The sequence below is a fragment of the Bacillus sp. FSL R5-0416 genome (assembly GCF_037975425.1).
GTDB classification, from domain to species: domain Bacteria; phylum Bacillota; class Bacilli; order Bacillales; family Bacillaceae; genus Bacillus; species Bacillus subtilis.
Map to the genome: position 1 here is coordinate 2,387,457 of NZ_CP150252.1, position 14,311 is coordinate 2,401,767.

Here is a 14,311-nt window from a genome sequence, read left to right on the forward strand (position 1 = left end):
TAAGCTCTTTCAATCAAACACAGGACACTATATGTGTATGACGTTGTCCTATTTGAATATGACATCTTTAGAAAATTTCTCATCCTCAATCTATTAATATAAAAAAACCTTTCTCCCTATTTGTATGCAAGGGAGAAAGGTTCATTCCTTTTTCAAATCATTTTCTAAAAAAACAGGTTCCTGTTTGTCATTTACCGTATATTTTACAGAAAACGCGGGGACAAAGGGGGTTTCCTGCCAAATCATATCCTGGATTTCAGTCCCGGGTTTAAACGTTTTCTTGCTTTTTTTGAGGCAAGAAGCCAGCTCAGTCCGGTAATCGGCATATATTTCTCCGGCTCCGTCAATCATAAGCGGCAACGAATTCCCTGAGATTGGGCTTGTCACTGTAAGAGAGCTGCCATCCCCAAGCTTCTTCTCATCGAGTGTAAATAAATCACGAGATAGCACATCCTTGTAAGGCGGATATTGATGCTCCTGACGATACATTTGGATGCGCAATTTCACATCGCGAATTTTTTCTGCCATCTTTAGATCAATTAATTTAACAGTCGGATCGTTCTCTACGTCAACAAGCACGTATTGATAGTCTCCCCCGCTTTCAAATGCCGTACTTGGAGGTTCAGCTATGTATCTTGGCGCTAACCGGTTAAAGTCTATCGGATATTTTTGATATAGCGGTGTCGACATATCTTTTGTTTGAATGGGAAGCAGCCCTCCATTTGCCTTTTGAAATTCATCAACAGCAGATTGAACCTGCTTTAGCTGGTCTTGATAAGGAATGGCATGCACACTGCTTTTCCGTTCATTTGGATATAAACATCCGGATAAAAACACGACTGCCGCAAAAATAATTGCGCACTTCAGTTTACCCATACAGCACTTCCTTTTACAGCTTTATTCATTGACAGGGCCGCTAAAAACCACGACAAACACAATAATTCCAGATATGAGCATACACATGTATGCGAATGATGAAATCGCAATCTTCAAAAAACGGTTTTGGCACTTAAAGCGGCTTAAATAGATGGAAGCTACAGCCAGAAACATCAGACCCATGGACCCTAGAGCAAACCACATTTTCATCAATGCCAGATTCAATGACGTGCGCCTCCCCGATATGTATGATGTAAGCGTTATATTATATTTTAATATACAGCGCCGGAAAAGATCAACCAGATTTTCCATCCTTTGATAGAACAAAAAAACTGAAGCAAAGAGGGGGACCTTCGCTTCAGTCAACTTGACTATATTCACCTGCACGTTTAAGAAACACTCTCTTGGACTTCGATGCTATAGTATGCGACTTGGCATACAGATGCATCCTCTATTGCCTAAATCGGCAAAATGTTTCAGGAGATCCCAAGACTTGGGTGTTCTTCTGTTTTTCGGGCTTTCGTTCAATTAAGATATGCGTTTCATCATACGATTGACACTTTTACTTCACTTGATTTTCAAACGTATTTACCAAATCCTCCATCTCGTGGGTTTTCCCTCTCGCCATTAAAGATTCAACAGCGGTTTCCACTTTTTGTCCGTTGAATAGGACCTGATGGAGAGCTTCTGTAATCGGCATTTTAACATCATATTTCTTCGAAAGCTGGTAAGCCGCTTTCGTCGTGCGGACGCCTTCGACTACCATTCCCATCTCTTCAAGAACATCTTCAAGCTTGTACCCTTTTCCGAGCAAATTGCCCGCACGCCAGTTTCTGGAATGAACACTTGTGCACGTCACAATCAGATCGCCTACTCCTGTCAATCCAGAGAACGTCAAGGGATTTCCGCCCATTTTCGTTCCGAGTCTCGCGATTTCGGCAAGTCCGCGTGTAATCAAAGCAGCTTTGGCATTGTCGCCGTACCCTAAACCATCTGTAATTCCTGCAGCAAGGGCAATAATATTTTTTAAAGCCCCTCCGATTTCAACTCCGATAATGTCAGGATTTGTGTATACCCGAAAATTGTGATTAATAAATAGATCCTGCACCTCTTCTGCTGCCCTCATGCTCTTTGAAGATGCAGTAACAGTTGTGGGGTGCCGCAGCCCTACTTCTTCCGCATGACTCGGGCCGGAAAGGACAACAATATCTTTTCTGACATCACTCGGGAGCTCAATTTCCATAATTTCAGAAATGCGCAGAAGTGAATCCGGCTCAATACCTTTGCTGACATGAACAAAGACCGCCTTTTTCGTTATAAAAGGGACAGCCTGTCTCAGCACTTCCCGAATTGCTTTTGTTGGAACAGCAACGATAATGAAATCCGCGTCTGAAACAGCTGTCTTCATATCCGTTGTTGCCTCTATTGATTCTGGAAGCTTGACGTTCGGCAAATAATCTTTATTTTCATGCTGATCATTGATTTGATGGATCAGATCTGCACGGTGCCCCCACATGGTTACATCGTGATGATTATCAGCTAACACTAAAGCCAGTGCTGTTCCCCAGCTCCCCGCTCCGAGCATTGTGACTTTTTTCATATTTGCTTCACACCTTTTTATTTTCTAGCTCTTGCAAATATTTTGATTGGTGTCCCCTCAAAACCGAACGCGTCTCTGATTCGGTTTTCTAAAAACCGTTCGTATGAAAAATGCATCAATTCCGGATCGTTTACAAACACAACGAAGCTTGGCGGCTTTACCGACACTTGAGTCGCATAGTAAATCTTCAAACGAGAACCGTTATGAGTCGGTGTCGGATTCATTGCCACAGCGTCCATGATGACATCATTTAAGACGTTTGTTTGAACTCGAAGTGAATGATTTTCACTTGCTTTAATAATCGCAGGCATCAGCGTATGGATCCGTTTTTTCGTTAAGGCAGACATAAATAGGATTGGCGCATAATCCAGAAATTGAAAATGATCGCGAATATTTTCTTCAAATTCTTTCATTGTGCTCTCATCTTTGTCAACAGCATCCCATTTGTTTACGACGATTACGACGGCCTTGCCCGCTTCGTGTGCATAACCGGCGATACGCTTGTCCTGTTCAATAATGCCTTCTTCGCCATCCAGCACAACTGCCACGACTTCTGAGCGGTCAATCGCTTTCAGCGCCCGCAGTACACTATACTTCTCAGTCGTTTCATAGACTTTCCCTTTTTTTCGCATACCGGCAGTATCGACAATGACAAACTCCTGCTGGTTGTAAGTAAATGACGTATCAACAGCATCTCTTGTCGTTCCAGCCACGTTGCTGACAATAACGCGTTCTTCGCCGAGCATTGCGTTCACAAGTGAAGACTTTCCGACATTCGGACGTCCGATCAGACAGAATTGAACAACTTCCTCATTGTATTTCGTTTCTGGAATGTTTTTAAAATGCTCTGCAACGGCATCCAGTAAATCACCCAGTCCGAGTCCGTGTGTTCCCGAAATTGGATATGGCTCGCCAAAGCCTAGCGAATAAAAATCATACATATTCGCTCTCATTTCTGTGTTATCCAGTTTATTAACCGCTAAAACAACAGGCTTTTTTGTGCGGTACAAAATTTTCGCCACTTCTTCATCAGCAGCTGTCACGCCTTCACGGCCGTTCACCATAAAAATAATCACGTCCGCTTCATCCATGGCGATTTCAGCCTGCTGGCGAATCTGCGCTAAGAACGGCTCATCACCGATATCAATACCGCCCGTATCAATCAAATTAAAATCATAATTCAGCCATTCAGCCGAGCTGTATATCCGATCCCTTGTCACGCCAGGGGTATCTTCTACTATTGAAATTCTTTCTCCCGCAATCCGGTTAAAGATTGTGGATTTTCCTACATTTGGTCTCCCGACAATGGCTACGACAGGTTTACCCATAGTACCCTTCCTTTCAATCCAGCCGCTTTCATTTTTACATAAATTTTCAACCGGTTATTAAAATCATTTCATTCACTTTTATGAAAAGAAACCCTTCAGAGGAAGGGCTTAACTCATTTATTATATCAGTTTTTACTGGGATCACAACTATTCTTAAAAATGTTTCACGATCAAATACACGTCATCTCCGATTCTGTGAGCTATTCCATCAAGGATCGCCTCAAGATTTTTAGCGAAAAGCTCCATCTCCTTTTGGTCATTGCAAAAAAAGACAGGTGCTCCCCCTGCAGCCCGGTTTGGATTTGTCGTGATTACAGACAAAATCACTTTCGTAAGAGATTCACTCATCCTATCACCTTATCCTGATTCTTGATAAATTCAGTCGGCATTCTAATCGCATTTTCCAGGGTTGGAACATTGCTAATAATTTGAACAGCCGTTTCGGGATGGTGAATTTGCGGGAGAACAAATACTGCCACTCTCCCATCATTTAAATCCCGTTTTGCAATTGGTGTCAAAGATGGCTCTCCTGAATCCCGATAAACCCCGAGCACATTGGAAACATCAAATAAAATGGCCTGACGCTGCCCTAAATTTGCTATCGTTGCTGCTGAATTAAAGTTTTTTGGCGTTAAAATAAAGCCCATGCCATGCTTTAAAATCAGTTCCTGTTTCTCTGGAAGCCCGATATTCATCATATAAATATTATCAACAAACAGTCCCGGACCGTCAAAGCACGGCTTTATGTACTCGATGTCTACAATATCCTTCAACACACTGCCCGACATAAATTTCATGGCCAGTAAAAAACAAACGACAGCCGCTATGACAGCAGCCCAGATGGATAAAAACACATACGCAGAGGTTGTCAAAAGCGCTGTAAAGATCACAATATAATTTCTGCTTTCAAACGCAATGGCAATCCCCTCAATATATGTGCTTCCCCTTGAGACAAGTTCATACGAATCCATTTGCGTCAATGTGTTCCGCTCCATGTTTCGGACATCTCTAAATTGCGTCGCTGCCAATGTTAAAAATGTGATGGCCGTAAATTCCTCCTGCAAAAGCGCCGGCATAATAATTGCACCTAAACCAGCCGCTATCAACCCCAGCGCGATGTGAATCACTTTCCCATGAACATAGGTCGGATACTGGCGGTAATCCGTTTTCAGCATATAAAGCCTTGTCGCAATTCCGGCAATGACCCCAGCAATAATCGGATAGATGTAATCACTCATGACATTTTGGTAGCTCCTTTGTTTGATCTTTTGCTTTTCTGACCAATCTGGCTTGCGAGGTGTTCGTATTTAGATATGCCAAACAGCAATATCATCCCCGCAGAACACGCATTCAGCCATTGAAAGCCGCCGACAGCCATAGCCCCGGCCAACTTCTGGATCACAAATGAATACACCAGTTCGCCTTGGCACATCCCTAGGACAAATAAGACAAGCTGCTTCTCAAAATTCCTTTCAACAGAAGCTGTTAAAAGCACTATGAATATAACAGCAGCCCACTCAGGTTTTATGATGAACCAAACCGGGTCATATAATGCAAAAAGATAAACAAACGCATACGCGGCAACAAGCGTCAGATAGACCATGATATAACGAAAACGATACATTCCCAAATACCCGGCATAGACACATCCGCAAACGAAAAACATCAAATATGCAGCATTCAGGGAAAAATATAAAGCGATGTCATGTATGCTTAGAATAATATTAGTTAAAATAAAGACAGAGACGGCAATTCGTCTTTTCGTCTTTTCAAAAATAAATGTTGTCAGAACCCACAGAAACCACATTGACCAATAGTAATAAAATTGTTCCATTTTACTTCCTCCATATTCCCAGTATGGAGTTCAAGCACATTTTTTAAACAATCGATCTCACATTAAGGAGTATGATCATGGGAAAAGACAGACAAGAGAAAAAACTCAAAGCTTCAGGCAGAGTCGAATCAGACCGCGACCAGTCCATTCACTATGACGGAGCGACAAGCCTTGAACAAAACGGAAGATTCAAAAAGCGAAAATCATAATACAAAAAGCCCAAACCACATACGGTTTTGGGCTTTCATCATTTATCGCACACTATAGCTTGATGTATTGACCCCTCTCTCTGTGAGCCAATGATAGGTTTCACCTTTGATCACAAGGGGCGCCTTTTGTAAATCGGCAATCGTTCTGGCACCCAGCACGGTCATAATCATCTTTAATTCCTCAAGGATCAGCTGAATCTCCTCAAGCAGTCCTTCCTCACCGCTGTCAGTCAGCGCTTTTAAAAAATGCCCTGCCATTCCGGTGCAAGAGGCCCCAAGTGCAATTGCCTTTGCCACGTCAAGTGCATCTTGCAGACCGCCAGAGGCGATCATGGTGCTTGCAGGAAACTCAGAGCGGATTTCCGCCAAACTTGCAGCTGTCGAAATGCCCCACGAGTTAAAAAAGGAGATTTGCCGCTGTCTTCGGAGATTTTCGATTTTCGAGAAATTTGTTCCCCCGTAACCGCCAATGTCAACAGCTGCAGCACCAGCTTCATACAGCTTTCCTGCTGATTCTTTGCTCATACCGAATCCGACTTCTTTCACAATGACTGGTACACTGACATGACTGCAAATTTGTTCAATACGTTCCAGTGCGCCGCCAAAGCTTCTGTCTCCTTCAGGCATCACAATTTCCTGAATCACATTGAGGTGGATCTGCAGCGCATTTGCTCCAATCATCTCAACGGCTTCCTTTGCCTGAGCAGCCGTTGCCTCGCTTCCCAGGTTGGCAAAAATCAGCCCGTTTGGGTTTTCCTTTCGAACAATTTCATAGGAAAGACGCTCTGATGGCTCTTTTAATGCTGACATTTGCGATCCCACAGCAAGGGGAATTCCAGCCTGAGAAGCCGCTCGCGCAAGCGATTTATTAATCTCATATGTAAGTTTTCCGCCGCCGCCAGTCATTGCATTGATAAAAATCGGCGAACTGCTTGAAAGTTCGCCGATTTTTGTGGAAATATCTACTTGTTCTAATGCAAGATCGGGCAGACTGACGTGAACAAACGTAATATCATCAAGACCTGTTTCCCGCTTTTGGCCGGTGGACAAGGCATGATTGATGTGTTGTCTTTTTCGTTCTGCTCGAGTCACGTTTATCACCAATTATTTTAGTTTATTCAGCTTATCTCCGATCAGATCTCCAAGCTGGAAGCCAGTGCTTGTTTCTTCCTTCGCTTGATATTGACGGTAATCTTCCTGGTCAGCTTTAGGCGTTTCTTCAAGTTCACGCATGCTTAATGAAATGCGCTCCTCATTTTCATTCACATCAAGAACCTTCACTTTTACAGTCTGTCCTTCTTCAAGGACTTCATGCGGCGTGCCGATGTGTTTATTGGAAATTTGAGAAATATGAACGAGACCTTCAACACCTGGAAGGATTTCAACAAAGGCACCGAAGCTTACAAGACGCTGTACAGTTCCTTCAAGCACATCTCCAGGCTTCACTTTTTCGCCGATTTGGCTCCAAGGTCCAGGCAGTGTATCTTTGATCGATAAAGAAATACGTTCATTATCACGGTCAACCGATAACACTTTCACTTTTACTTCTTGTCCCTCTTCAACAACGTCAGACGGCTTCTCTACATGAGAGTGGGAAAGCTGTGAAATGTGTACAAGTCCATCGATGCCGCCGATATCAACAAACGCGCCAAAATCAGTCAGGCGCTGTACTTTGCCATCAAGTACACTTCCAACTTCAAGAGACTGAAGAAGTTCTTGTTTTTTATTCGCTTGTTCACTTTCAACAACAGCACGGTGTGAAAGGATCACGCGGTTTTTATCACGGTCAAGCTCTACAACGAGCAGTGACAGTGTTTTTCCTTTATAGTCAGTGAAGTCTTCAACGAAATGTGCTTCAACCAGTGATGCCGGAATAAAACCGCGAACGCCGATATCAACGACAAGGCCGCCTTTCACGACATCTTTCACTTCAGCTTCAAACACTTCTTTTGTTTCAAATTTTTTCTCAAGGTCTTCCCAAGCGCGGTCTGCATCAACAGCACGTTTAGATAAAATCAAAGCATCGTCTTCCACTTTTGTTACTTTCAGGTCAAGCTCGTCGTCTACTTTAACAACATCCGATGCTTTCTCTACATGAAGACTTGATAATTCACTGATTGGAATAATACCGGATTGTTTGACATTGATAATTTCTACATCTACATGTTTGTCTTCTACCTTTGTCACAATCCCTTTAACTACATCTCCAACCTCTGGCACTTGAACATCAATTTGATTCATTTCCTCTGTCATTTGAATAACCTCCTTGGTCCAAACCTACACAGCTTAATTAAAACGGTTTGAAAGCTGAACATATAACATGCCCGCTTTTAGCCGAATATGTATTAAAGAATCATCCAAAAAAGTTTTTTGAATGATCAATAAAAAGTTTTATTAGTATTAACTTCTAATAAAAGGACAGGTTTGTCAAGCAATAACATTCTATCTTCGTTGAAAAATTCAAAAAAAGTGGCATTTGCCATCCTCAGCGGGACTTTTGCTCCACAGCCTCGAGGATTTTATCAGCTACCTCTTGAATGGAAAGCGATGTCGTGTCGATTTCAAGAGCGTCTTCTGCTTTACGCAGCGGAGATACTTCGCGCTCTGAATCAAGCTTGTCTCTTCTTGCAATTTCCTCAATTAATGTTTCGTAGTTTACATCAAAGCCTTTTTTCACATTTTCTTCATAACGGCGTTTCGCTCTCTCTTCAACAGATGCCAAAAGAAAGATTTTTACTTCTGCATTTGGCAGCACATGCGTCCCGATGTCACGACCATCCATCACGACGCCGCCTTTTTCCCCAAGCTGCTGCTGGCGTTTCACCATTTCTTCTCTGACACTTTTGTGCTTGGCCGCAATTGAAACTTGGTTGCTGACTTCATCTGTTCTGATCGCCTCAGTTACATCGGTGCCGTTTACAAGCACTTTTTGTCCATCTTTTGTTGTAATCAGCTCAATGTCTGTCCGCTTTAGCAGCTCAGCCAGTTTTTCTTCATTTGTCAGCTCAACGTTTTCTTGTAAAGCCGCGTACGTAATCGCTCGATACATTGCTCCTGTATCAATATATATGTACGATTTTTTCTCAGCCACAATTTTGGCAACGGTGCTTTTCCCTGCAGCTGCCGGGCCGTCAATTGCAATCGATAATTTCTTTTCCATAATTCCTCTCCTTGCTCTTTTCTCCTCTATGGATTGTATCACGAACTTTATGAAAAAGGGTGAAAAATTGATGAATAATTAATGTTTGAAGGTTTCAATCTTATTGTCCCCCTCCATGTTATCCACCCCTTCATATTGAATCACTTTTGATACGTATGGTTCAATATGCTGGTAGTAAAAAAGAAATTGGACACCAAATAAAATGATGGCCTGAATGAACAATAATTTGATCAGCAGCCGTTCAAATGTTTTCATTGGAGCACCTCCATTACAAATAGTATGGAAGTGTTTGCCGATGTTTATTCCATTCGGGCCTTTCTTCTCTTATTTAACTGGCGCCTGATGCAGTATTGAAGCAAAGCCTGCTGGTCACCTGCTGCAATTTCTGAATACTCTAAAGTCATTTTGCGTTTTCCTGACTTGGGGTCATTAAAGATTCGTCTGACAACTGCTTCTGTTTCTATTTGACGTGTGTGCTCCTCTTCAGGAAGACGAATGATCAGACGCAATGATTCCCCCGATTGAAAAGAAAGGCCATCAGCTAAAACCACGGCGATGCCGCCTGCACTGATGTTATAGGATAGTGTGCGGAACTCTTCTTCATTTCCCGGCTGAATTTGCACATCTAATACCGCATCAGTTCTTACATATTGGCGGCGCTGGATTCTTTTCATTTTTTCACGGGGAGGCATTTCAAGACAGATCATTTGAAGTTTGTCCTTCACTTTACCTTTTATACGGCTTATAAAGCGATAAGGAACTTCGTCTTTTCCCACAAACTCTACCGTTACTTCCATATCGTTATGTAAAATCACAGTTCGCCCTGTAACTACATCAACAGGATACGCGATCAAAAGTTCATTGTTTTCGATGCTGACCGCCTTGCTTTTTGCCTTTTTCAATTCATTTTCTTCTATATATTCTAAAAGTACATTTTCTCCAATCTCTATCATTGACTTCACTCTTTCGCATTCAATATACTCACGTTTTTATTAAAGCACGTAATGAAAAAAAGGAAAAGACATTTAGTCCTTTCCTCCTGTTTTTTATAGGTCTTTATATATAGGTTCTGCATTTTTTAGTTTTTCAACCTTTTCTTCCGATCCGTCTTTGGCATTGATATACATTCTGAATGTGTCATTTTCAATTGTCCCAAGCATTTCGTAGCATAACACTTCTTGACCTAGTTCATTTGTAATCAAAGCGAGCCTTGTTTCTCTCACTTGTACATTTTTATTTAATTTAGACTTTGCCTCTGCTTCAGTAATTGCAGGCTTAGGTATGGTTCTTTTTCTGTGAGATGTGAGGAAGTCTCTTGCTGAAAAGCCGACAACCTCACCGTCATCCAAGGCCACTTTCATACGAATTGCCTCGGGGTACATCCGGACTTTATTTTCAACAGGAACATATGAAAATACACCGATTTTATCATATTGCGCACTTTCATCAATTTCCAAATCATCTGTTTCAAATCCGTTTTTCTTTAAAAATGCAAGCGCTCGGTTCGATCCGTCATTTAAACTGATTTTCTGATCTTTCACTTCTCTGTTTTGGATCAAGTATACCGGATGCCCGCCCTTCTTCGTAATATCCATATAAATCACTGCTTTATGGTCTGGATCTTTCATGCTGATGCTATATACATCGCGATTTGTTTTTTTTCCGCTCTTTACCACTTTAATTGAATAATTGTCATCTGGGGCAAAGCGCTCAGCAATTTGTTTTGCTTCCTGTTCGGAAATTTGTTTTCCCTTCAGATGGCTGAAGCCTTTCTCTTCTTTTTTCGTGCTGGTGAAACTCGGACCAAGATCAGTGCCAGTGGAGAATGCACCAACATTTTTTTCGACTGTTTTAAAGCTGTTGATAATCGTATTATCACTTTGTTTTTCGTCAGAAGCCAGGGCCATTTCTACGTCCATCCAGCGAAGGTTTTTGCTCATGACAAGGTGCTGAACATGACGCAATTCATTTTGTATATCTTCGGACTGCTGATATAGCTTATTTAGTGATGTATACTCGTTTTTATCAAGCGGCTTTTGGTCCAAATCTCTGACTGACGTTTTATAGCTGAAATCGCCGATCTTTGATAATAGCTCTTCAGTTTTATTAAACGGCATTAATGTAAGCGGCAGCTGACTGACACTGTTATGAGCTTCTGATGTAATCCTCCACACATCGATCAATGCAGGCGACAGTGATTTTTGGCTGTTCATGGCAAGTGTTGTTCCGATTTTATCATGAAGCTGATCCATCTGATAGGTAAGCTCATGAAACGCCCGCTGATAGTTATTTTCAGCATGAAGAAGAACTGCGTCTTTTTCCTGGTGTTCTTTGTATCCCCAGTAGCCTGTACCGACTATTGCAATACCAAGCACGGCGATTAAAATTCCTCTGATCATTTATCACACCTCTTTTTATGCTTTCTCATATCTGCTACTCACAGAAAATGTGTTTACCGATTCTTTTAATCTGTGGACGCCCCCAAATCCACGGACTTGTAGCCGTATCCGGATTAAAGTAGTAAAGTGCTTCCTCTGATGGGTCCCAGCCATTGATGGCATCCAGCACTGCTTCTCGGGCCGTTTCATTCGGCTGCATGTAAATTTGTCCGTCGGCTACTGCTGTGAAGGCAAGCGGCTCAAAAATAACCCCCGCTACTGAATTTGGAAATAACGGGCTGTTCAAACGGTTTAAAATGACTGCTGCAATAGCAACCTGTCCCTCGTACGGCTCGCCCCGGGCTTCGCCATAAACCGCTTGAGCAAGCAGCCTGATATCGTTGTTGGAAAATCCACCAGGCATGTTCGCTGCTACCGCATCCTGTTTTCTTGCTTTTGCTGGTGTATTGTTTTGCTGTTTATTCGCATTCGCTTTAGGCTGCTGCGTTGTTTTTTCCGCAGGCTGTTTCTGCCGTGCTTCTGCTTGTTGTCTTGCCTTTTGTGTTGCTGCTTTTGACGGTTTCGTCTGATACTTTAGCGGAATTTTTCCGTAATGCGTGAATGTATTCCCTTTATTGAGCTGTTCCATGACATATTCACGATAGTATTTTGATTTACATATTAAGGTTTGCTTTGTTTTAGCTCCTACAAGGCCGTCAACCTCTTTTAACCCGAATTGATCCTGAAAATTTCGAACTGCCCAGTACGTCCCCCATCCATAAACCCCGTCAATTTTTCCGTTATAATATCCGTTGTATTGAAGACGCGCCTGAAGCTCGACCACATCATCCCCTGTTGCCCCTCTTTGAATGACCTGATTCGAAAAGGCAGAGATGGTTTCAGTATTGAAAAACGTCGTTATTGTAAAGGAAAAAAGGATGAGACATGCCATAATCGATCCTTTGGACTTCATCTTTTCAAGCCTCCTACTGCAAATTTTTAAGTGTAATCGTATTTTCTGTAACGAGGTTATTTTTATACACTCTTTCCTTGTTATCCCTCAGAACATAAAAACTCTTTTGTAAAAACTGCACACAAAAAAGCCGCACGGTTGCTGTGCGGCTTCTATACTTGCATCATATTAACGGAACGGGCTTTTTTCGCTTTACGCAAACCAAACCACCATAAAAACACCATAAATGGAAGCATATAATAAATCCAATTGCTAAGCGCTGTTAGGATAAAATCATATGATCCATGCAAAAGGGATGGGACAACTAAAGAAAGAGTAAGCCACTTTACACGCGCCTTATCAGCGGAAAAACGAGCTTTTCCAAGGTAAAATCCCATTATAACGCCAATCAAGGCATGGCATGAAACAGGCAGCAGCGCCCTGACAAACGCATGCTCCACGCCGTGGCCAATTAAATAAAGAATATTTTCGAGGGTTGCAAAACCGAGTGATACACTTGCACCGTACACAATCCCGTCATAATGCTCATCAAAGTGGGCGTGCGGGTAAACACTGATCATCAGTATAAACCATTTTAATGATTCCTCCAAAAACCCCGAAGATAAAAAAGAAACGAAAAAGCTTCCGCCTCCTACATTCTCTTTTTCAAGTACATACTGGATAAACATGATGGGAAATACAAGAACAACCCCGAGAAAAAACGACCGTAGCACCATATGTACAGGTTCATTATCATACTGATCTTTTAAATAAAAATAACTTAATAACGCGATGCCGGGGGCAATTCCTGCAGAGATGATTGCAAACATCAGGCAACCTCTTTCCTTTATATTCCTACGTCTATCCTACCATGTTGTTTAAAATTTTACATCTGTCTGCACTTAAAAAAACAAAAAGAGCATACGAATGCATCATATGCTCCTCATCTTTAATGGTTTTCTCTTTTGGCGATTTCCGCTGCGATATGCCCCCCGTGAAACCTGCCGTTTTCAATAAATATTTCATTTGCATTATTTCCCGCAGCAATAACCCCGGCAATAAAGACACCTTCAACGTTCGTTTCCATCGTTTCTTCGTTGAAAAATGGACGCCCTGTTTCTTTATCAATTTCAACACCAATTTTTTCAAGAAATTGATGATCGGGATGATAGCCTGTCATGGCAAATACAAAATCATTTTTAATGGTAATGAGTTCTTTCTCTCCGGAGCGAAACACAACTTCATCCTCGGTGATTTTTTCGACACAAGCGCCAAATTCCATACGGATTGTACCGTTTCTGACGAGGGCTTCAAATTCCGGCAGAATCCACGGCTTAATGCTTGGAGAATACTCATTGCCCCTATATAAAACTGTGACACGCGCTCCAGATTTCACGAGTTCAAGGGCAGCGTCCACGCTTGAATTTTTCCCGCCGATAACAACAACATCTTTATCAAAATACGGGTGGCCTTCTTTAAAATAATGAAATACTTTCGGCAAATCCTCACCGGGTACATTCATATAGTTTGGATGATCATAATAGCCTGTGGCGATGATACAATATGGCGTCGTGTAGGTCTCTTTTGACGTCTCAATAACGAATGTGTTTTTTTGCGTTTTCGTCACTTTATGCACCATTTCAAACGCATTAACACGGATGTTTTTCCGTTTAACAACTTCACGGTAATACGATAAAGCCTGAATTCTGACAGGCTTCCTGTTTTCCGTAATAAATGCCACATCTCCGATTTCGAGCTTTTCACTTGAGCTGAAAAAGGTTTGATGCGTCGGATAATTGTAAATACTGTTAACGACATTGCCTTTTTCGATGACGAGGGCATCAATGCCAATTTGTTTTAGGTGAATGGCAGCAGATAGTCCGCAAGGCCCTCCGCCTATAATAATTGCTTTTTCTTGAATCATTTCTGTCAACTCCTGCGATTGGCATTTCACTTCATATTTTCTATTTCCGA

17 protein-coding genes are annotated in these 14,311 nt (G+C 42.0%); 1 reads left to right on the forward strand and 16 read right to left on the reverse strand.

The features are described from left to right. Window positions 1–141: 141 nt before the first annotated feature. The 7 genes from NYE20_RS12580 to NYE20_RS12610 form a co-directional block, all read right to left on the reverse strand. Complete coding sequence (locus tag NYE20_RS12580; RefSeq protein ID WP_077671397.1) at window positions 142–876, reverse strand: hypothetical protein; 735 nt, start codon at window positions 874–876, stop codon at window positions 142–144. Between the two features lie 21 nt (window positions 877–897). Beyond that, complete coding sequence (locus NYE20_RS12585; RefSeq protein ID WP_004399143.1) at window positions 898–1,101, reverse strand: DUF2768 domain-containing protein; 204 nt, start codon at window positions 1,099–1,101, stop codon at window positions 898–900. A gap of 337 nt (window positions 1,102–1,438) precedes the next feature. Then, window positions 1,439–2,476 (reverse strand): NAD(P)H-dependent glycerol-3-phosphate dehydrogenase, encoded by a 1,038-nt coding sequence (locus tag NYE20_RS12590; RefSeq protein ID WP_015251807.1) that lies wholly within the window; start codon window positions 2,474–2,476, stop codon window positions 1,439–1,441. A gap of 17 nt (window positions 2,477–2,493) precedes the next feature. Next, on the reverse strand, window positions 2,494–3,804 hold the full coding sequence (gene engA, locus NYE20_RS12595) for a ribosome-associated GTPase EngA (protein WP_021481550.1): 1,311 nt from the start codon (window positions 3,802–3,804) through the stop codon (window positions 2,494–2,496). Window positions 3,805–3,957: 153 nt separating this feature from the next. After that, a complete protein-coding gene (locus NYE20_RS12600; RefSeq protein WP_038828580.1) occupies window positions 3,958–4,152 on the reverse strand; it encodes a hypothetical protein in 195 nt (64 codons plus the stop codon). Continuing rightward, complete coding sequence (locus tag NYE20_RS12605) at window positions 4,149–5,042, reverse strand: YIEGIA family protein (protein WP_072173296.1); 894 nt, start codon at window positions 5,040–5,042, stop codon at window positions 4,149–4,151. Before NYE20_RS12605 ends, NYE20_RS12600 begins: the two co-directional genes overlap by 4 nt. Beyond that, window positions 5,039–5,638 carry a hypothetical protein gene (locus NYE20_RS12610; protein ID WP_161621652.1) on the reverse strand — a complete coding sequence of 200 codons (600 nt, stop codon included), beginning with the start codon at window positions 5,636–5,638 and terminating at the stop codon, window positions 5,039–5,041. The genes NYE20_RS12605 and NYE20_RS12610 overlap by 4 nt, the downstream gene beginning before the upstream one ends. Window positions 5,639–5,715: 77 nt before the next feature. Here NYE20_RS12610 and NYE20_RS12615 point away from each other — a divergent pair, with 77 nt between their 5' ends. Further along, the gene (locus tag NYE20_RS12615; protein WP_003225499.1) at window positions 5,716–5,847 is read left to right on the forward strand and encodes a YpzI family protein; all 132 of its coding nucleotides are present in this window, start codon (window positions 5,716–5,718) and stop codon (window positions 5,845–5,847) included. 42 nt (window positions 5,848–5,889) lie between these two features. Here NYE20_RS12615 and fni read toward each other — a convergent pair whose 3' ends face one another. The 9 genes from fni to NYE20_RS12660 all read right to left on the reverse strand — a co-directional run bounded on the left by fni (window position 5,890) and on the right by NYE20_RS12660 (window position 14,261). Further along, a complete protein-coding gene (gene fni / locus NYE20_RS12620; RefSeq protein ID WP_161621653.1) occupies window positions 5,890–6,939 on the reverse strand; it encodes a type 2 isopentenyl-diphosphate Delta-isomerase in 1,050 nt (349 codons plus the stop codon). Window positions 6,940–6,951: 12 nt separating this feature from the next. After that, window positions 6,952–8,100: a 30S ribosomal protein S1 gene (gene rpsA, locus NYE20_RS12625; RefSeq protein WP_014477197.1), complete on the reverse strand. Its 1,149-nt coding sequence runs from the start codon at window positions 8,098–8,100 to the stop codon at window positions 6,952–6,954. 232 nt (window positions 8,101–8,332) lie between these two features. Further along, complete coding sequence (gene cmk / locus NYE20_RS12630; RefSeq protein ID WP_032726050.1) at window positions 8,333–9,007, reverse strand: (d)CMP kinase; 675 nt, start codon at window positions 9,005–9,007, stop codon at window positions 8,333–8,335. A gap of 78 nt (window positions 9,008–9,085) precedes the next feature. Next, window positions 9,086–9,262 carry a YpfB family protein gene (locus NYE20_RS12635; RefSeq protein ID WP_124072988.1) on the reverse strand — a complete coding sequence of 59 codons (177 nt, stop codon included), beginning with the start codon at window positions 9,260–9,262 and terminating at the stop codon, window positions 9,086–9,088. A gap of 44 nt (window positions 9,263–9,306) precedes the next feature. Continuing rightward, complete coding sequence (gene dgrA / locus NYE20_RS12640; RefSeq protein WP_161621654.1) at window positions 9,307–9,960, reverse strand: cyclic di-GMP receptor DgrA; 654 nt, start codon at window positions 9,958–9,960, stop codon at window positions 9,307–9,309. A gap of 93 nt (window positions 9,961–10,053) precedes the next feature. Further along, entirely contained in the window at window positions 10,054–11,406 is a 1,353-nt protein-coding gene (gene ypeB / locus NYE20_RS12645; RefSeq protein ID WP_029726759.1) for a germination protein YpeB, read from the reverse strand. A 34-nt stretch (window positions 11,407–11,440) separates the two neighbouring features. After that, window positions 11,441–12,358 carry a spore cortex-lytic enzyme gene (gene sleB, locus NYE20_RS12650; protein WP_014480142.1) on the reverse strand — a complete coding sequence of 306 codons (918 nt, stop codon included), beginning with the start codon at window positions 12,356–12,358 and terminating at the stop codon, window positions 11,441–11,443. 152 nt (window positions 12,359–12,510) lie between these two features. Further along, window positions 12,511–13,167 (reverse strand): glutamic-type intramembrane protease PrsW, encoded by a 657-nt coding sequence (gene prsW, locus NYE20_RS12655; RefSeq protein WP_003230542.1) that lies wholly within the window; start codon window positions 13,165–13,167, stop codon window positions 12,511–12,513. 119 nt (window positions 13,168–13,286) lie between these two features. Next, window positions 13,287–14,261 carry a YpdA family putative bacillithiol disulfide reductase gene (locus NYE20_RS12660; RefSeq protein ID WP_133953230.1) on the reverse strand — a complete coding sequence of 325 codons (975 nt, stop codon included), beginning with the start codon at window positions 14,259–14,261 and terminating at the stop codon, window positions 13,287–13,289. Window positions 14,262–14,311: the final 50 nt, after the last annotated feature.